General features: G+C 66.7%; 11 protein-coding genes. 3 read left to right on the forward strand and 8 right to left on the reverse strand.

Annotation, left to right across the window (positions count from 1 at the left end):
- Positions 1 to 118 precede the first annotated feature (118 nt).
- From AAHM44_RS14675 to AAHM44_RS14700, 6 genes are all read right to left on the reverse strand, one after another.
- Positions 119 to 1,957 (reverse strand): glycoside hydrolase family 9 protein, encoded by a 1,839-nt coding sequence (locus tag AAHM44_RS14675; protein ID WP_342250443.1) that lies wholly within the window; start codon positions 1,955 to 1,957, stop codon positions 119 to 121.
- 83 nt (positions 1,958 to 2,040) lie between these two features.
- Positions 2,041 to 3,705: a glycoside hydrolase family 43 protein gene (locus AAHM44_RS14680; protein ID WP_342250444.1), complete on the reverse strand. Its 1,665-nt coding sequence runs from the start codon at positions 3,703 to 3,705 to the stop codon at positions 2,041 to 2,043.
- Positions 3,702 to 5,219: a tryptophan halogenase family protein gene (locus tag AAHM44_RS14685; protein WP_342250445.1), complete on the reverse strand. Its 1,518-nt coding sequence runs from the start codon at positions 5,217 to 5,219 to the stop codon at positions 3,702 to 3,704. Before AAHM44_RS14685 ends, AAHM44_RS14680 begins: the two co-directional genes overlap by 4 nt.
- Positions 5,216 to 6,733 carry a tryptophan halogenase family protein gene (locus tag AAHM44_RS14690; RefSeq protein WP_342250446.1) on the reverse strand — a complete coding sequence of 506 codons (1,518 nt, stop codon included), beginning with the start codon at positions 6,731 to 6,733 and terminating at the stop codon, positions 5,216 to 5,218. Before AAHM44_RS14690 ends, AAHM44_RS14685 begins: the two co-directional genes overlap by 4 nt.
- Entirely contained in the window at positions 6,730 to 8,130 is a 1,401-nt protein-coding gene (locus AAHM44_RS14695) for a tryptophan halogenase family protein (RefSeq protein WP_342250447.1), read from the reverse strand. The genes AAHM44_RS14690 and AAHM44_RS14695 overlap by 4 nt, the downstream gene beginning before the upstream one ends.
- Positions 8,127 to 9,578 carry a tryptophan halogenase family protein gene (locus AAHM44_RS14700; protein WP_342250448.1) on the reverse strand — a complete coding sequence of 484 codons (1,452 nt, stop codon included), beginning with the start codon at positions 9,576 to 9,578 and terminating at the stop codon, positions 8,127 to 8,129. Before AAHM44_RS14700 ends, AAHM44_RS14695 begins: the two co-directional genes overlap by 4 nt.
- 273 nt (positions 9,579 to 9,851) lie before the next feature.
- Here AAHM44_RS14700 and AAHM44_RS14705 point away from each other — a divergent pair, with 273 nt between their 5' ends.
- Entirely contained in the window at positions 9,852 to 13,178 is a 3,327-nt protein-coding gene (locus AAHM44_RS14705) for a TonB-dependent receptor (RefSeq protein WP_342250449.1), read from the forward strand.
- Between the two features lie 58 nt (positions 13,179 to 13,236).
- Here AAHM44_RS14705 and AAHM44_RS14710 read toward each other — a convergent pair whose 3' ends face one another.
- A complete protein-coding gene (locus tag AAHM44_RS14710) occupies positions 13,237 to 13,965 on the reverse strand; it encodes a DUF6445 family protein (RefSeq protein WP_342250450.1) in 729 nt (242 codons plus the stop codon).
- A 39-nt stretch (positions 13,966 to 14,004) separates the two neighbouring features.
- On the opposite strand from AAHM44_RS14710, the gene AAHM44_RS14715 reads away from it, so the two are divergent.
- Positions 14,005 to 15,012, forward strand: a complete 1,008-nt coding sequence (locus AAHM44_RS14715) for a cupin-like domain-containing protein (RefSeq protein WP_342250451.1) — start codon at positions 14,005 to 14,007, stop codon at positions 15,010 to 15,012.
- A gap of 48 nt (positions 15,013 to 15,060) precedes the next feature.
- Here the strand turns inward: AAHM44_RS14715 and AAHM44_RS14720 are convergent, their stop codons facing one another.
- Positions 15,061 to 17,211, reverse strand: a complete 2,151-nt coding sequence (locus AAHM44_RS14720; RefSeq protein WP_342250452.1) for an alpha-glucuronidase family glycosyl hydrolase — start codon at positions 17,209 to 17,211, stop codon at positions 15,061 to 15,063.
- Positions 17,212 to 17,343: 132 nt separating this feature from the next.
- On the opposite strand from AAHM44_RS14720, the gene manD reads away from it, so the two are divergent.
- Entirely contained in the window at positions 17,344 to 18,555 is a 1,212-nt protein-coding gene (gene manD / locus AAHM44_RS14725; protein ID WP_342250470.1) for a D-mannonate dehydratase ManD, read from the forward strand.
- Positions 18,556 to 18,559 lie beyond the last annotated feature (4 nt).

An 18,559-nucleotide genomic window follows, 5' to 3' on the forward strand; every position in this document is an offset into this window, starting at 1 on the left:
GGGGTGGGGGGGGGGGCCCTAGGCCGGGCGATACGGCCAACACCCACCCTGCTTCACCGTATCGCGGGCAAATACCCACCCCAAACCCCTCCCTTCCAGGGAGGGGCTTCTCATTTCGCTACTCAGCCAGCCACGCCCCCACCCATACCAGCGGGGCGTTCCAGTTGATCGCGACTTCGTTGAGCGCATAGGCGCGGACGTCGTCGGACCAGCAGGTCTGGGGCGCGCATTTCCCCTTCATCTGCAGCGCCACCGGATCGACCATCGAGGTGGAATTGGGGCCGCCCGAGAGCACGCCGGGCGGCGGGCCGGGCAGTGTCGGATCCAGCGAGGGCGCCCAGAAGCGGTGGTGCGGGTGCTGCATCGAGGCCGTGCCATAGCCGCTGACATAGGAGACGTGGTTCGGGTTGCGGCCGAGGATATAGTCGATCGCGTCGATCACCCCTGCCCGGTATTTCGGGTCGTGCGTGAGGTCCGAGGCGACGCCCAGCACAATCGCGCGGTTGAGCAGCGCGCCGTTCGAGCCCCAAGGATAGTCCTTGGCCAGATAGGGGATGCGATAGCCGTTGCCGGCCTCATCGCCGAGGAAATGATCGGCCAGCGCCGTGAGCCGGCCCCGGAGGCGCTTCACGTCAGGCGCGGCCAGCGCCGAGGGCCGGGTCGCCAGCGTGATCGTGCCGAGCGTCGCGACTTGCGGCCAGCCAGGCTCGCCCGCCGGGTTCCAGAAATGCGGCGAGGCGGCCAGCGCCTGCTGGTATTTCGCCTTGCCGGTGGTGACGAACAGCTCGGCAGCCGCCCAGTAGAATTCGTCGGAGAGCTGCTCGTCGCCATAGCCGCCCGAGCCGGTAAAGCTGTTCGTGGCATAGACTTGCGGGTTGCGCCGGGCCGCGGCGAAGGCCCGCTCGGCGGCGGCCAGACAGCGGGCGGCGAAGGCCGGGTCGAGCGTCTTCCATATCCGCGCGCACTGGGCGGCGGTGGCGGCGAGGTTGAGCGTCGCGGCGGTGGTCGGCGGATAGAGCAGTCGTTCCTGGGTGTCGTTCTGCGGTGGCGTGGGCAAGGCGGTCCACCAGCGATCAGCGACCTTCTGGTGCGCCATGCCCGAGACATCGAGATCGGCCAGATCCGCCGGGACCGAGCGCCAGCCGGGGCTGTTCGCCAGGGGCTTGGACGGCCCCGAGGGAAGCGCCATGCGCGTGCCCTGCGGCACCTGCATGCGCAGCAGGAAGTCCATCTCGTAGCGGGCTTCGTCGAGCAGGCTCGGCGCGCCGTTCGGACCCGCCGGGAGCGCCTTGGGGTTGCGCTCATGGGCATTGAGCAGGGTCCACAGCGCGATGCCGCCATTGACGACATATTTGCCGTGGTCGCCGGCGTCGTACCAGCCGCCGGTGACGTCGAGGCTGTAGGGACAGCCGCCGAGCCACAGCATCTCGCGCTCGTCCTTGCCCGTGAAGCATTTCGCGACTTCATGCGGGTGGCCGGCAGGGCGCGCCCATTTCGCGCCGACGATGCGCGCTTCGATGGGGACGCCGGCACGCTGGTGGTAGAAGAAGGCGAGCGCATCGCGGGCGAGCGGACGGTAGAGGTTCGGGCGGATGTCGAAGGGGACGCTGGCATGGTTGCCGGCGACCAGCCGATAGCCGCTGCCGGGCGTGCGGAAGCTGCTGAAATCGATGCGCTGGACGATCTCGCCAGAGGCCGGGTCCTTGCCGAACACGCTCGCGGTGCCGCGCGCAACGGTGCGTCCGGAAGCGTCCTGCAACTCCCAGGGCAACGCCGCCCCTTCGTCGTCGAGCGTCGCGATCTTGGGATCGCCGGGCTGGAAGCCGAGCTGGTTGAGGTTGATCGGCGTCGCGGGCGGGCTCGCACCGAGGAGCAAGGGTGCGGCGAGGAGGAGCGCGGCTCCCCTCCCTGCAAGGGAGGGGATCGAGGGGTGGGTGGTGGCCTGGCGATACTGCATCCGATCGCGCGACCGCGCCGTATCGCGTGCATCGACCCACCCCCAGCCCCTCCCTTGCAGGGAGGGGAGTTTGTCGGCGAGCTTCACTCCCCTCGCCCCGCGAACACGCCGAACACCGAGCCGACGAAACCGCCGGCGACCTTGGTCGTGAGGCTGTCGGTCTCGACCTTGCCGAGATGCTTCCAGGCGGGCTTCGCGCCGGGCGCGGCATAGCTGAAGGCGTAGCTGCGGCCCTGCACGGCGATGCGCAGCCGCACCGGGCCGGCGGGCGCGGGCACGGTGGCCAGGGTCTTGCCGAGCTTCGGGCTATCCGGCCCTTCGCGCTGGTCCAGGGTGAGGACGGCCTTGCCCCCTACCCGCTTCACCCCGACGAAGAACCAATAGTCGTCGTTCTGCAGCACCGCGAGCCCGGCGCGGTCGCCGTCCTTTTCGGGCGCGAACTTCACCACGGTTTCGGCAACGGCATTGGTATGCTGCTGGCGCCGGGCGAGGAAGCTCGGATTGGCGTTGTCGCCGAGGCCGGCGGCGCGCGCCTTGAGCATCAGGCCGGCGGCGCCGGTGCGGTACCAGTCCTCGCGCGGGTTGCGGAGCATCATCCAATAAGCCGGGAGCTTGCCGCGGAAATCGTCGCGGATGGTGAAGGCGCCAGACGTGGGGATCGGCGCCTTGCTTTGGGGCAGCGCCGGCTTGGCGTGCGTCCAGGGGATCGGGGTGGCGGCGGGCAGGATGACCGGCCAGCCGTCTTTCCACTCGACCGGCAGCAGGAAGGTCTCGCGGCCGGTGGAGTAGAAATCGCCCTCGTACGGGCGCACGGCGAGGAAGGTGGCCCACCATTTGCCGTCCGGGGTGGTGACGAGCTGGGCGTGGCCGGCCGAAGTGATCGGCATCGGGCGGTCGCGCGGCAGATCACGCTGGGTGAGGATCGGGTTGCCGCTCCACGCCTCGTAAGGGCCGGTGACGGATTTGGAGCGCAGGATCACCTGGCTATGGCCCTCGGCGGTGCCGCCCTCGGCGCAGCTGAGATAATACCAGCCGTCCTTCTTGAAGATGTGCGGTCCCTCGATCCAGACGGGCTTCTTCGAGATGTCGATGCCGCCGTCGACCAGCAGCGTGCGCGGACCGAAGGTTTTGCTGGTCTTGCGATCGAACTCCTGGACCCAGATGGCGCGGTGCCCCTGGTAGAGCGGCTTGCCCTTGGTCGGGCCGTTATTGACCACCCAGGTGCGCCCGTCGTCATCGAAGAACATCGAGGGATCGACGCCACCCTCGAGATCGGGCAGCCAGACCGGGTCGCTCCACGGGCCGGCGGGGTTCTTCGCGGTCAGCAGGAAATTGCCGCCGCAATCGACGCAGGTGTTGAGCAGGTAGAAAATGCCGTCCTTCGCCTGGATCGACGGCGCGAAGACGCCGCGCGACAGGCCGAGCTGCTTGAAGTCGAGCTGGCCCGGCCGGTCGATCGCGTTGCCGATCTGGGTCCAGTGGATCAGGTCGCGGCTGTGGAAGACCGGGATGCCGGGGTACCAGCCGAAGGTGGAGGTGACGAGGTAGAAGTCTTCGCCGACCCGGGTGACGCTCGGGTCGGGGTAGAAGCCCTTGAGAATCGGGTTGCGATAGTCGTTCGGCCCGGCGGTGAGCGCGTCGGACGCGTCCCTGCCGCTATAGGTGAAGCTGGAAAAGGTCGCGACCGGCTGGGCGGTGGCGGGCACGGCGAGGAGCAGCGCGGCGGCGGTGGTCAGGAATCGGTTCATGCTGCGCAATTGTCCCGGATGAAGTCGCGGTGCCTGGGCATGTAGGCGGCGCTGTTCGCGACCGCCTCGCGGATATGGGCGAGACGCGAGCGGGTCTCTTCCAGGGGCATGACATCGGCGACCGGGTCATGGCCGGCCGGCTCCATCAGCTGGCCGAGCATCACCGCGAACCAGCTGGTGTCGTTGAACAGCTCCTCATTCTCGCGGAAGGCGCGGCCATGGCTGCGAAAGACGCGCATCTTCTCGGCGAGCCGCTCGGGGATCTCCATCGTGCGGCAGTAATTCCAGAAGGGGGAATCAGTGCGCTCGGTCGCGTGGTAGTGCAGGACGAGGAAGTCGCGGATCTCCTCGTAATCGGTCTGCATGATGCGGTTGTAGCGATCGATGTCCGCCTGGTTGAAGTCGCGGTCCGGGAACATCGTCAGGAAGCGCGACAGGCCGGACTGGATCAGCCAGATCGAGGTCGATTCCAGCGGCTCGAGGAAACCGCCGGACAGGCCCATGGCGACGCAGTTCTTGACCCACATGCGGTTGCGGTGGCCGGTCTTGAACGGGACGGTGCGAGGATCGGCGAGCGGAGCGCCGTCGAGGTTCGCCAGCAGGATCGCGGTAGCCTCGTCATCGGACATATAGTCGGACGAGAAGACATGGCCGTTGCCGATCCGGTGCTGGAGCGGGATGCGCCATTGCCAGCCCGCCGTATGTGCGGTGGAGCGGGTATAGGGCGTCCAGGCATCGACGCTCTCGCAGGGCACGGCGATGGCGCGGTTGCAGGGCAGCCATTGCGACCAGTCGGTATAGCCGGCCTTCAATGCCTGCTCGATGATCAGGCCGCGGAAACCCGAGCAATCGATGAACAGGTCGGCCGCCAGTTCGCTGCCGTCCTCCATCTTCACCGACTGGACGAAGCCGTCCTCCCCGCGCAGCTGCACGTCGACGATCTTGCCCTCGCGGCGGACCACCCCGAGATCCTCGGCATAGCTGCGGAGGAACTTGGCATAGAGGCCGGCATCGAAATGATAGGCATAGGCGATGTCGGAGAGCGGCGAATTGCCGGCATCGATGCCGCGCATGAACTTGTCGTCGCGCGCCGCCATCGCCTGGAGCGACCATTCATCGACGTCCGGTGCCTCGCCGAGCTGGCGCATGCGGAGATAATAGGCGTGGAAGGACACGCCCTTCATGTCGAGCCCGTAGCGGCCGAAGGGATGGAAATAGCGGTGGCCGATCCGCCCCCAGTTCACGAACTGGATGCCGAGCTTGAAGCTGCCCTTGGTCTCGCGGATGAACTGGTCCTCGTCGAGGCCGAGCATGCGGTTGAAGGTGGCCATCTGGGGGATGGTCGCCTCGCCGACGCCGATGATGCCGATCTCGTCGCTCTCGACCAGCGTGATCTTCGCATAATCGGGGCCGAGGATGCGCGAGAGCGTGGCGGCGGTCATCCAGCCGGCGGTGCCACCGCCTACGATCAGGATGGAGCGGATATTGCGATCCGTTGGGTCTTTGTCGGTCATGCGTCGTTCCTTGCGGGCGCGTTGCGGGCGAGCCATTCCTCGTGGCGGGGCATCGCCTGGGCGGCGCGGGCGAACATTTCGTGGATGCGCGACAGGCTGGTGGCGAGCTTGTCCTCGTCGAGCCCGTCGACCAGCGGATCCCAGCCGGCGGGGATCACCCCCTGCCCCAGCAGCACCGCGATCCAGCTCGATTCGGCGAACAGCTCGTCCTCGTAGCGGAAGAAGCGGCCGCGGTTGCGGAACAGGGCGAGCTTGCGAGTGAGGCTCTCGGGGATCGTCATCTCGCGGACGCGGCGCCAGAGGTCGCCGTCCTGGCGTTCATTGGCGTGGTAGTGGAGGATGATGAAGTCGCGGACCTGCTCCATCTGGGTGTCGGTCAGGCGATTGAATTCGTCGCGCTCCACGGGCGAGAAGCCGGTGTCGGGCAGCAGCGCCATCAGCTTGTGGATGCCCGACTGGATCATGTGGATGCTGGTCGATTCCAGCGGCTCGAGGAAGCCGGAGGAGAGCCCGAGCGCGATGCAGTTCTTCTCCCAGGCACGCTTGCGGCGGCCGGCCTCGAACTTGAGGAGGAAGGGATCGCGCAAGGGGGCGCCGTCGAGATTGGCGAGCAGCGTCTCGCTGGCCTCGTCGTCCGAGATGTCGGCGCTGCAATAGACATGACCGTTGCCGACGCGGTGCTGGAGCGGGATGCGCCATTGCCAACCGGCGCGGTGGGCGGTGCTGCGGGTGAAGGGGGTGATCGCCGGCCCCGGGCTGGCGCTGGGCACCGCGACGGCGCGGTCGCATTGCAGCCAGTGCGCCCAGCTTTCCCAGCCGGTGTGGAGCGCCTGCTCGATCAGCAGCGCGCGGAAGCCGGTGCAATCGATGAACAGCTCGCCTTCGATCCGGCGATCGCCTTCGAGGACCACCGCCTCGATGAAACCGTCGGTGGCACGCAGCGGGAGATGGGCGACCTTGCCCTCGACGCGGACGACGCCGCGTTGTTCGGCATAGGTGCGCAGGTACCTGGCATAGAGCGACGCATCGAACTGATAGGCATAGGCCATGCGCGACAGGATCGAGCCCGGGTCCTGCACCGGCGGCTGGTAGCGCCCGGCGGTCATCGCCAGCGCGCAGACATTGTAATCGTCGATCTCTCGCGCGCGCCCCTCTTCATGGAGCTTGCGCCAGATCTGGTGGAACTTCACGCCCTCGATATCGAAGCCGAACTCGCCGAACGGGTGGACATAGCGATGTCCCTCGCGCGTCCAGTTCAGGAACTCGATGCCGAGCTTGATCGTGCCCTGGGTCCTGGCGAGGAAGTCGCTCTCGTCGAGGCCGAGCAGTGCGTTGAAGTTGCGGATCGGCGGGATCGTCGCCTCACCGACGCCGACCGTGCCGATCTGCTCGGACTCGACCAACGTGACCGACACCCCGGTGGGGACCAGCCGCGAGAGCGCCGCGGCAGCCATCCAGCCAGCGGTGCCGCCGCCGACGATGACGATTTGGCGGATCGGCGCGGGGGCGGTCATGCGATCAGTCCTTCGGCACGAAGCGTGGCGCCATGGTGCGGCATCGCGCGGACCGCGTCGAGGATCAGCGAACGGATGCGGCCGAAATGCTGCGCGAGCGCTTCCTCCGGAATGACATCGGCGAGCGCATCGTGGCGGCGCGGACAGATGCCCTGGCCGTCGAGCACCGCGATCCAGTCCTCGGCTTCGAACAGCTCACCGTCATAGAGCGGCACGCGACCCCGGCTCGCGTACAGGTCGAGCTTGTGCTGGAGCGTCTCGGGGACCGGCGCGGTGCGGGCATGGTCCCAGAGCGGTTCGCCGGTGCGGCCATTTGTCTTGTAGTGGAGGATGGCGAAGTCGCGGACGCGGTCTGCTTCCTCGGCGGTCAGGCGGTTATATTCGGCGGGCTCGGGGCCATTCGGGGCGGCGGGAAGCAGGCCGATCAGTCGGGCGAGCGTGTTCTGGAGGAGGGCGAGGTTCCAGCCGTGGAGCGGCTCGACCAGCGTGGCGGCGGCGCCCAGCGCGATGACGTTGCCGGCCCAGGCCTGGGTGCGGCGACCCTGGACGATCGGGATCGCGCCGGGCTGCTCGGGGAGATGTGCCGCGCTGTAGAACAGCGCCCCGCTTTGCCCGCCGACCAGCGGCACAGTGCGCTGCCAGCCGGCCTCGAAGGCGCCGGCATGGCCATAGGGCGGCGGGATGCCCTCGGCCGGGTTCCAGCTCTCGACCACACGGTTGCAGGGCAGCCATTCGGCCCAGCTTTCCCAGCCGCTGTCGCCGGCGAGCAGCGCGGCCGGGCCGGAGCAATCGAGCCAGAGATCGGCGGCCAGGCGGGTACCGTCCTGCAGCTCGACTTCATCGTCGGCAAAGGCGCGGAAGCTGCCGACCGGCTGCAAGCCGGTGGCGGTGCGCAGGGTTTCGGCAAGGCGGGCGCGGTGGAGATGGAGGCCATATCCATAGCTCGACAGGATCGAACGCGGATCCTCGCTCGGCCGGATGAAGCGCCCCGAGGCGGCGGCGATGGCGGCAAGCGAGAAATCGGCGAGGCGTACGGGCTGGCCGGCCTCACGCAGGCGTGCCGCCAGCTGGTGGAAGGCGGTAGTGGCGAGCGGGGCGCCGATCGTGCCGAAGGGCAGGAACCAGTCCGCCTCCCCTGCCCAGCCTGAAAAGGCAGTGCCGAGCGAGAAGCTGCCCTGGGCTGCCCGAAGAAGTCCCCCTTCGTCCACGCCGTGATCGGCCAGCCAATAAGGGAAGTCCGGCAGGCTCGTCTCGGCCGAGCCGAAGGGGCCGAGGCTGTGGTCCGGGCCCTCGGTCGCGATGACGATGATCGCGGTGCCGGGCAGCGCGCGGGTGAGCGCCAATGCGGCCATCCAGCCGGCGACGCCGGTGCCGACAATGCCGATGCGCGCGATCATGCCGCCATTCCCAGCGCGGCTTCGTGGCTGGGCATCGCCTCGGCTGTCGCGAGGATTTCGGCACGCATCGCGGCCATGGCAGCGGCCACCTGCGGCCCGCCGGCGCGCGGGTCGGTGTGACGCGGGGTGACGTGCTGGCCGAGATAGACGGCGAGCCAGCTCGGCTCGAGAAAGGTGCCTTCGCGATACTGGACCACGACGCCGCGCTCGCGGAACAGCTCGAGCTTGTGGGCGAGCGAGTCCGGCACGGTCATCGCCCGGCAGTGGCGCCAGAACTCGGAATCTTCGCGCTGCTGGCAGTGATAATGGAGGATCAGGAAATCGCGGACGCGCTCATAGTCGAGCGCCATCAGCCGGTTGAATTCCTGCGCGTCGAGCGGGTCCCATGCCTGGGTGGGGAACAGATCGAGCAGCCGGCCGATCGCGACCTGGATCAGGTGGATCGACGTGGATTCGAGCGGTTCGAGAAAGCCCGAGGCGAGGCCGATCGCGATCGTGTTCCCCACCCATTGGCGCTTGCGCTTGCCGGTGACGAAGCGGAGGCGGTTGGGCTCCGCAAGCGGATCGGCGGAAAGCTGGGCGAGCAGGGTCTCCAGCGCGGCATCGTCGCTGGTGAAGCCGCTCGAATAGACATGGCCATTGCCGGTGCGGTGCTGGAGCGGAATGCGCCAGATCCAGCCGCTTTCCTGCGCGGTGGCGCGGGTGAGCGGCGGCAGCGGGCCGGTATTGGGACAGGGCAGCGCGATGGCGCGGTCGCAGGGCAGCCAGTGCGTCCATTCTTCATAGCCGGCATGCAGCGCCTGCTCGATCAGCAGGCCGCGAAAGCCCGAGCAATCGACGAACAGGTCCGCTTCCAGCACCTCGCCGCTTTCGAGCGTGACCGAGCGGACGAAGCCGGTTTCACCGTCGAGCGCGACATCGGTGACCTTGCCCTCGCGCCGGACAACGCCGCGCGCTTCGGAATAGCCGCGGAGGAACTTCGCGTAGAGGCCGGCGTCGAACTGATAGGCATAGTTGTAGGGATCGCCGTCCGGCCGGCGGAAGCGGCCCTGGCGGGCGGCCTGGATCGGGAGTGAAAACTCCTCGAACGCCCCTGCCGCTTGGCTTGCCAGCCATTGGTGGTGGAAGGGCACGCCATCGATCGGGGCGCCGAACTCGGCGAAGGGATGGATATAGCTGTCGCCCTTGCGGCCCCAGTCGACGAACTCGATGCCGAGCTTGTAGGTGCCCTTCGTCGCCGCGAGGAACTCCGCCTCGTCGATGCCGAGCGTGGCGTTAAAATGGCGGATGTGCGGGATCGTCGCCTCGCCGACGCCGACCGTGCCGATCTCGGCCGATTCGACCAGCGTGATCGCCATGCCCGTGCCCGCGAATTTATGCGCGAGTGCGGCGGCGGCCATCCACCCCGCAGTGCCCCCGCCGACCACGAGTATGCGCCCAATCAGCATTCTTGCGATGCCCCTCTCCAGCCCGAATGTTAGCGCTCCCGTCGCGAAACCGTCAATCGTTCCAGCGGCCGATTCGAAGCCTTCCTGCCCCCTTCGCAGGTGCGAAATTCGTGCCGCAACGCAGCGAAACCGTTGCGAAAACACCACAAATCCGAGGTTTACATGAAAGCGTAACAAGACGGCTTGATCTTTCCATAACTCCTACATTAGTTTGGACACAAACAAGAAACGCGCTCGGAAATGATAGCGCTAACAGGGAGGGGAGACAGCTCGATGCGCAAGCACGATTCTATTCATCACATCGACAGGACCGCCAGGTTCCGCACCGGCGCATTGCGCGCCGGCGTGTCGGCCGCGGCGCTTGCCTGCCTTTCGGTAGCGGCACCTGCCTGGGCACAGGACAGCCAGGCCGCGGGCACGCCCGCGCCGACGACCAGCGAGACCACCCAGGAAGACACGATCGTCGTCCAGGGCTATCGCCAGTCGCTGCAGAGCGCGCAGAGCCTCAAGAAGGATTCGGACGTGATCGTCGACTCGGTGACGGCCGAGGACATCGGCGCCCTGCCCGACCGCTCGGTCACCGAAACGCTGCAGCGTATCCCGGGCGTCTCGATCAACCGCTTCGCCGCCGGCGTCGATCCCGACCACTTCTCGGTCGAGGGTTCGGGCGTGGTCGTGCGCGGCCTCACCTATGTCCGTTCCGAGTTCAACGGCCGCGAGGCGTTCACCGCCAATAACGGCCGCTCGCTGAGCTTCGCCGACGTGCCTTCGGAAATGATGGGCGGCGTCGACGTGTTCAAGTCGCCCTCGGCCGACCGCATCGAAGGCGGCATCGCCGGCGTGGTCAACCTGCGCACGCGCAAGCCCTTCGACAACAAGAAGGGCCTGATCGTCGCCGGTTCGCTCGAGGGCAATTACGGCGACTTCGAGAAGAAGTGGACGCCGACCGGCTCGATCATGGTCAGCAACCGCTGGGACACGGGGATCGGCGAGTTCGGCGTGCTCGCCAACTTCTCCTATTCGCAGCTCAAGAGCCAGTCGGACCGCTTCCAGGTCTCGAGCTTCCGTATCCGCAACCTCTATTCGGACGGCGACGTCGTCGACAATGGCGGCACGACGATCAGCAAGCAGGTCTATTTCCCGCGCGGCGCGGTGATGGGCCGCCAGGAGTTCAACCGCGAGCGCTACGGCTATGCAGGGGCGATCCAGTATCGCAGCAATGACGGCTCGGTGGAGGCCGTCGCCCAGTTCCTGCGCTCCGACGCGCGCCAGGCCTGGAGCGAGCGCACGATCGAGATCGCGACCGACAACGTCTCGGCCAATGGCGACTCGCGCCGAGTGCCGGGCACCACGCTCGACTTCGACAGCGACGGCATGTTCGTCAGCGGCACGATCACCGGCCCGACCGGCTGGCGCGGCGACCAGAACACCGGTGCGGCACGCGTGCCGATGCTGGGCCTGCAGTCGAACAACATCCGCCGCGACCACCAGGAGAAGCTCGTCACCGACGATTACGGCTTCAACCTGAAATGGAACGCAACTGACCGGCTCGGCGTGATCTTCGACTATCAGCATGTGAAGTCGACCACCAACGTGCTCGACAACACGCTGTGGAACTCGACCTACCAGAACGCGTCGATCAAGCTGAACGGGTCGGACTTCCCGACGGTGGCGTTCGTCGCGCCGCAGGTCTGCAACGGCCCCGCCGCGAATTCGCAGAACCCGCCGGGCACCGGTTTCGACTGCAACAGCGCCCAGGCGCTGGGCGGCTCGGCGAACCCGACCTATTTCGGCGCGGGCCACACCAGCTTCGTCGATCCGTACAACAGCTTCCCGCGCGCGGCGATGGACCATATCGAGCAGAGCAGCGGCAATTCCGACGCGTTCCGCCTCGACCTCGACTATGCCCTGCCCGAGAACGGCTTCCTCAAGTCGATCCAGGGCGGCATCCGCTATGCCGATCGCGACCAGGTCTCGCGCTATTCGCGCTACAACTGGGGCGTGCTTTCGGAGCAGTGGGGCAATAACGGCCCGGTCTGGCTGAGCATGCCGGTGAACGGCAACAACGCCAACCACACCGACGGCACGGCGAATACGTCCAATTCCGCCTATTATTTCAACAACTTCTTCCGCGGACAGGTCAGCAATCCGCTGGGCGGGGACGGGCGGCTCTACTATTCGGGCAACACCGCGTCCGACTATGCCGCGATGATCGACTATGCCAACGCGATCTCGCGCGAATGGCAGGCGACCGGCACCTGCGCCGATGGCCGCGTCGTCAATGGCGGCTGGAACGCGCTGGCCAATCGCTGCGGCGTGATCCAGGGCACGCCGTTCCTGCCGGACGAGATCAACCCGATCCGCGAGCGCAACTACGCCGCCTATCTGATGGCGAAGATCGACACGCATCTGGGTGGGTTGCACCTGACCGGTAACGTCGGCGTGCGCTACACCAAGACCAAGCGCGACACCGACGGCTATGTCTCGTTCACCAACACCACGGCCTTCCCGACCGACGCCAGCTGCGCCGCGCCGGTGACGCCGCCGGCGACGCCATCGCCCTTCTGCTCGTACAGCATCGCGGATCGCAACGCGGCTCGCGCCTTCGTCAACGGCGCGCTGACCCCGTCGCACGTCTCGCTCGACTATACCTACTGGCTGCCGAGCGTGAACCTGAAGCTCGAGGCGGGCGGCGGCCTCCAGTTCCGCGCCGCCTATTTCAAGGGCGTCTCGCCGCCCCAGACCGGCCTGATCCGCAACTATCTGCAGGCGAACCTGTCGGTGGTGCAGAATGTGGATGCCAACGGCAATCTCGTCCCAGGCAGCTTCCGCTTCCAGGGCGTGACCACCGCGGGCAACCCGTATCTGAAGCCGGTGGAAGCCGACAATTTCGACCTGACCGCCGAGTGGTATTTCTCGCGGGTCGGCTCGCTGACCGTCTCGGCCTTCTACAAGGTGCTGTCGGGCGTGGTGACCAACGACACCCGCCGCGTCGACCTGACCAACAACGGCCAGACCTATCCGGTGGTCATCACCACCCCGATCAACGCCACCGAGAAGGGCAAGATCAAGGGCGTCGAAGTCAGCTACCAGCAGACCTTCGACTTCCTGCCGGGGCCGCTCAAGGGCCTGGGCCTGCAGGCGAACTACACCTATGTCGACAGCTCGGGCGTGCCCCAGTCGACCCTGTCCGAGACCGATCCGGACGTGGCCGCCGGCCGCGTGACCACGGTCAACACCTCGCTGCTGCCGCTGCAGGGGCTGTCGAAGCACCAGGTGAACATCACCCCGTTCTTCGATTATGGCCCGCTCTCACTGCGCGCCAGCTATTCGTGGCGTTCGGACTTCCTGCTCACGGTGCGTGACGTGATCACGCCGAACGACCCGATCATCAACAAGGCGACCGGCCAGCTCGACGCATCGATCTTCTTCGCGGTGACCCCGCAGATCAAGATCGGCGTGCAGGGCTCGAACCTGACCAACGAGGTTACCCGCACCAACGCGGTGATCTCGAAGATCGGGGGCGGCATCATCGAAGTGCCGCGCGGCTGGTACATGAACGACCGCCGCTTCGCCGCGATCGCACGCTTCAACTTCTGATCCGAGATACACCCTGCCTGGCGCTGCCGGTTTCCAACCGGCGGCGCCTATTTTTTGTTCAGACGGCGCGGTAGCTGACGAAGATGTTGGCGGTGAGCCGGCCGGTGCGCGGATCGCTCGTGCCCGCACCGGTCACCAGGCCGGAATGGAGCTGACGGCTGCGATAGACAAGCAGCCGGTCGAACACGGCATCGGCGGCGGCAACCTGTTCGAATTCGGCGGTGTCGCCGGCGATATAGCCGGGCGCCGGCTCGGGCTCGGTGGCGCGCACCGCTTCATAATGCGGCTGACGTTCGGGGGTGATTGCCTCGAACCCGGTCGCGCGGTGACGGTAGAAGGCGGTGCCGCCCTGCTCCGGGCCGCAGAGATAGTGGAGGAAGGCGAATTGCAGCGGATCGGTGGTGTCGATGTGCGGCACGCGCTGCGACGGCGCGAGATCCCCGCCCCCCAGCGTGACGATCGAGAAATTGCACTCGGCCCGGCCGAGGCGGACGCCGTGCAGCCCGAAGGCTTCGCGCAGCACCGGATCGAGCGCGCGGACCACCGCCCCGACATAATCGAGCGGCGCGGGCGCCCGGATGCCGGGATAGCCGCCGGCCGGGCCATGGACCGGCTCGAACCCGCCCTGCCGCGCGGCATAGTCGACGAGTTGCCCGGCATCGCGCATCAACCCGTCGAGCCGAAGCAGGGGCTCCCCTTCCCTGCCGATATGCGAGAGCTGCGCCGCAGGGCGTGGATTGAGCGAAAGATCGAGCGAGTTCACCGACATGCCCCGGAAACGAACCACCGGGATGTGGCCGGCGCATTTCCGGGATATTGAAAAGCGATGCCGATGCAACCGATCCGCGAAATCCAGGGCACGCCCGATGCCGAAGCCTTCCGCGCGCTGGTCGCCGGCTATGCGCCGGTGGTGCTGCGCGGGCTGGTGAAGGACTGGCCGCTGGTGGCCGCCGGCACCTCGCCACAGGGCGCCTGCGACTATCTGCTGGGCTTTGACGGCGGTGCGGCAGCGGAAGCCTTTGTCGGGCAACCGGCGATCGAAGGGCGGTTCTTCTATGCGCCGGACCTGCGCGGCTTCAACTTCGAGCGGCGCAAGGGCAGCTTCGCCGACCTGCTGCGCTACCTGCTGGCACTGCAGGGACGCGACAATGCACCGGCCGTCTATGCCGGCGCGGTGGAGACCGGGAGGACACTGCCGGGTCTGACCGAGGCCAATCCGATGCCGCTGCTGGCGGGGCTCGATGCCGAGCCGCGGATCTGGATCGGCAATGCCTCGCGGATCAGCACCCATTTCGATGCCTCGGACAATATCGCCTGCGTCGCGGCGGGGCGGCGGCGCTTCACCCTGTTCCCGCCCGAGCAGACGCCCAACCTCTATGTCGGCCCGCTCGACCATACGGTGGCGGGGCAGCCGACCAGCATGGTCGATGCCAATGCCCCTGACTTCGACCGTTTCCCCCGCTTCCGGGCGGCGCTGGACGCGGCACTGGTCGCCGAGCTGGAGCCGGGCGACGCGATCTTCATCCCCGCGCTCTGGTGGCACCAGGTGGAGGCGCTGTCGCCGTTCAACGTGCTGGTCAATTTCTGGTGGGCGGACGCCCCCGAACAGGACATGCGCTTCGATGCGATGATGCATGCGGTGCTGGCGATCGGCCATTTGCCGGCCGATCGCCGCGCGGCCTGGTCAGCCTTCTTCGACACCTTCGTGTTCCGCGAACATGGCGACCCCGCCGGGCACATGCCCGACGACATGCGCGGCGTGCTGGGCGAACCGACCCCGCAGCTCCGGGGATATATCCGGCAATATCTGATGCGCGGATTGCAGAGGGGCTAGGCACTCTATCCCTCTCCCGCGCGAGCGGGAGAGGGAATTCGGGAAAGGCTATTTCCCCTGTCCCGGCGCATAGGGATTGGTGATCGCCTTGTACCAGTCGAGGTCATGCGCGGGTGGCTTGTGCCCCGCCGGCAGCGGGCGCTTCGAGATCGACTGGAAATAAGCGATCGAGGCGTCGCGCCACCATAGAGCTTCCTCGTGCTGGATCGCGAGGAAGTCACGGACCTCGGCCCAGCGAGCCTCGTCGACCTTGCCGTGCAGGGCGGTCCAGTCGGCCTGCATCTTCCCGACGGCATCCACCCCCGCGTCATAGCGGGTGACCAGTTCGTCCCACAGGGTGCGGCCGGACTTGGTGCGATAGTCCCAGGGCAAATGGTGAAACCAGAGCAGCAAATTCTCCGGAATGGTCTTCGGGCTGCCCCAGGCCTTCACGACCTCGGGCGCATATTGCGAAAGCGCGTCGCTGCCCTTGGCCGTCCGATCGAACCCAATGCCGGCCGCGTCCGCCTTGTGATAATAGACCGGGTTCCATTCGGGGCGGGCCAGGTCGGACACCCAGGGGCCGGGGCCGTAATGGTGGCCCGTCGCCATCAGGTGCGCGAGGCCGAGCGGGGTCATGTAATCGACCACCGCCTCGCGCGAACCCATCATCATGCGGACCACAGGGTCGGCGGCTTCCCTGCCCCAGGTCATCGCCGCCCAGTCGCGCGCGATCGCTTCGGCCTTCGCATCGGGATCCCAGGCGAAGCGGCCGAAGGCATACCAGTTAGCCTGGTCGAACTGCGAGCCCGACCAGTTGCGGTCGCTGCCGATATTGGCGACCCCGGCCATGCCGGTGGCGGCGCCGGCATCGATCGGCGTCTCGATCACCTTGGCGACGGTGCTGCCCTTGCGCGGGCGGAAGGTATCGGCCTCGAGCACCTCCTCCCACATCGTGCCGAGATAGGCGAGGTGCGTGGCGAAGCCGAGATATTCCTTGGTGATCTGGAATTCCATCATCAGCGGCGTGCGCGGCATCGCGCCGAACAGCGGATGGAAGGGCTCGCGCGGCTGGAAGTCGATCGCGCCGTTCTTGACCTGGACCAGGACATTGTCGCGGAACTTGCCGTCGAGGGGCTGGAACTCGGTATAGGCCTGCTTGTGCCGGTCCTCGGCATTCTCGGCGGCATAGACGAAGGCGCGCCACATGAGGATGCCGTGATGCGGAGCGAGCGCATCAGCAAGCATGTTCGCGCCCTCGGCATGGGTACGCTTATAGTCGGACGGGCCTGGCTGGCCTTCCGAGTTCGCCTTGACCAGCAGGCCGCCGAAGTCGGGGATGACGCTGTAAATCTCGTCGATCTTGGCCTTCCACCAGGCCTGGACCTGCGGATCGAGCGGATCGGCGGTCTTGAGCTTGCCGAGCTCGATCGGCGCGGAGAAACGCGCGGTGAGGTAGACCTTGATGCCGTATGGACGGAACACTTCCGCCAGCGCCTTCACCTTCTGCAGGTAATCGGGGCGCAGGATGTCGGCATTGGCGTTCACGTTGGTCAGCACCGTTCCATTGATGCCGATCGAGGCATTGGCACGGGCATAATCAGTGTAGCGCGGGTCCTTGTGGAGCGGCAGCTTCTGCCAGTCCCAGAGCGATTGCCCCGCATAGCCGCGCTCGACATGGCGATCGAGATTGTCCCAATGGTTGAGCACGCGGACCTTGAGCTTCGGCGCGTCCGTGATGTCGAGATTGTCGATCGGCTGGCCGGTCTGGAGCAGCTTCAGGAAGCGGAACACGCCGTAGAGCGTACCGACATCGCTGTTTCCGGCGATGATCGTCGTACGGTTGCCGGCGATCACCGCGGTGCGGATCAGATAGCCTTCCTCGCCCAGCTTCGCGAACGGCAGATCAAGCCCCTTGAGGTTCGGGGAATCGGCACGCGTGACCAGCACCGCGCCGTTGCCCATCAGTGTCTCGCGCTGGACGAGGTCATAACCGAACATCGCCTTGAAGCCGCGCTGCAACTCGTCGGTGGCAGCCCGGATCGTTGGGCGCGCATTGGGCGCCACCAGATGCGTGACCAGCGGCTCGTAACGCGTCTTCGCACTGGATTCGAGCGGCTGATAGCGCAGCCAAAGGTCATATCCGTCTTCGGCATGGCCTTGATTCGCAAGGCCGAAACACAAAAACGCAGACAAAATAGCCAGCAATTTCCGAAGCATCGCTCTTCCCGTCTCTACGCGGTCATACGCCGCCGTTGACAAGCTTGTATCAGCGCAACAATGGTAGCGCTACCAAGCATAGGGGCGCGCGGCGACGACGCGCCGGACCAGGAAGGGGAAGCAGGGAACGTCATGGCCGAGATCGTATCCGCGCGCGTGATCGTCACTTGCCCCGACCGCAATTTCGTGACGCTCAAGATCGAGACGGCCGACGGCACGACCGGCATCGGCGACGCGACGCTCAACGGCCGCGAGATGGCGGTGGTCGCCTATCTCCAGGATCATGTCATCCCCTGCCTGATCGGGCGCGACGCGCACCGGATCGAGGACATCTGGCAGTATCTCTACAAGGGCGCATACTGGCGGCGCGGCCCGGTGACGATGTGCGCGATCGCCGCGGTCGACATGGCGCTGTGGGACATCAAGGCCAAGCTCGCCGGGATGCCGCTCTACCAGCTGCTCGGCGGCGCGAGCCGCGAGGGCTGCATGGTCTACGGACACGCAAACGGCGCGACGATCGAGGAGACGATCGAGGAAGCCGTCCGCCATGTGGAAGAGGGCTACAAGGCCGTCCGGCTGCAGGCGGGCGTGCCGGGGCTGAAATCCACTTATGGCGTCGCCAAGCCGGGCCAGCGCTACGAGCCGGCCGACGGCGCGCTGCCGACCGAAAGCCTGTGGTCGACCGAGAAGTACCTGCGCTCGGTGGCGCCGCTGTTCGAGAAGGCGCGCGAGGTGCTGGGCTGGGATGTACACCTGCTCCACGACGTCCATCACCGGCTGACCCCGATCGAGGCGGGGCGGCTGGGCAAGGAACTGGAACCGTACCGGCTGCTCTGGCTCGAGGATGCGACCCCGGCCGAGAACCAGGCCGGCTTCCGCCTGATCCGCCAGCACACCACCACCCCGCTGGCGGTGGGCGAGATCTTCAACACGATCTGGGACTGCAAGCAGCTGATCGAAGAGCAGCTGATCGACTATGTCCGCGCGACGATGGTGCATGCGGGCGGGATCACGCACATGCGCCGGATCGCGTCGTTCGCGGACCTCTATCAGGTGCGCACGGGCTGCCACGGCGCGACCGACCTGTCCCCGGTCTGCATGGCGGCGGCGCTCCACTTCGGCCTGTCGGTGCCCAATTTCGGCATCCAGGAGCTGATGCCGCACACGGCGAAGACCGATGCGGTGTTCCCGCATGCCTATTCGTTCAAGGACGGAATGATGCACCCGGGCGATGCGCCGGGGCTGGGTGTCGAGATCGACGAGGAACTGGCTGCGAAATACGAATATAAGCGCGCCTATCTCCCCGTCGCACGGCTCGAGGACGGAACCTTGTTCAACTGGTGAGCGG

This window comes from Sphingomonas sp. OTU376, from assembly GCF_038440415.1.
In the GTDB taxonomy this organism is placed as follows: Bacteria; Pseudomonadota; Alphaproteobacteria; order Sphingomonadales; family Sphingomonadaceae; genus Sphingomonas; species Sphingomonas kyeonggiensis_A.

What these genes read in the sequence shown, in the direction of transcription:
- AAHM44_RS14700 (WP_342250448.1), bottom strand. Translation starts at nt 9,578, where the DNA reads ATGCTGATTGGGCGCATACTCGTGGTCGGCGGGGGCACTGCGGGGTGG.
- AAHM44_RS14705 (WP_342250449.1), top strand. Translation starts at nt 9,852, where the DNA reads ATGCGCAAGCACGATTCTATTCATCACATCGACAGGACCGCCAGGTTC.
- AAHM44_RS14685 (WP_342250445.1), bottom strand. Translation starts at nt 5,219, where the DNA reads ATGACCGACAAAGACCCAACGGATCGCAATATCCGCTCCATCCTGATC.
- AAHM44_RS14690 (WP_342250446.1), bottom strand. Translation starts at nt 6,733, where the DNA reads ATGACCGCCCCCGCGCCGATCCGCCAAATCGTCATCGTCGGCGGCGGC.
- AAHM44_RS14715 (WP_342250451.1), top strand. Translation starts at nt 14,005, where the DNA reads ATGCCGATGCAACCGATCCGCGAAATCCAGGGCACGCCCGATGCCGAA.
- AAHM44_RS14680 (WP_342250444.1), bottom strand. Translation starts at nt 3,705, where the DNA reads ATGAACCGATTCCTGACCACCGCCGCCGCGCTGCTCCTCGCCGTGCCC.
- AAHM44_RS14720 (WP_342250452.1), bottom strand. Translation starts at nt 17,211, where the DNA reads ATGCTTCGGAAATTGCTGGCTATTTTGTCTGCGTTTTTGTGTTTCGGC.
- AAHM44_RS14695 (WP_342250447.1), bottom strand. Translation starts at nt 8,130, where the DNA reads ATGATCGCGCGCATCGGCATTGTCGGCACCGGCGTCGCCGGCTGGATG.
- AAHM44_RS14675 (WP_342250443.1), bottom strand. Translation starts at nt 1,957, where the DNA reads ATGCAGTATCGCCAGGCCACCACCCACCCCTCGATCCCCTCCCTTGCA.
- manD (WP_342250470.1), top strand. Translation starts at nt 17,344, where the DNA reads ATGGCCGAGATCGTATCCGCGCGCGTGATCGTCACTTGCCCCGACCGC.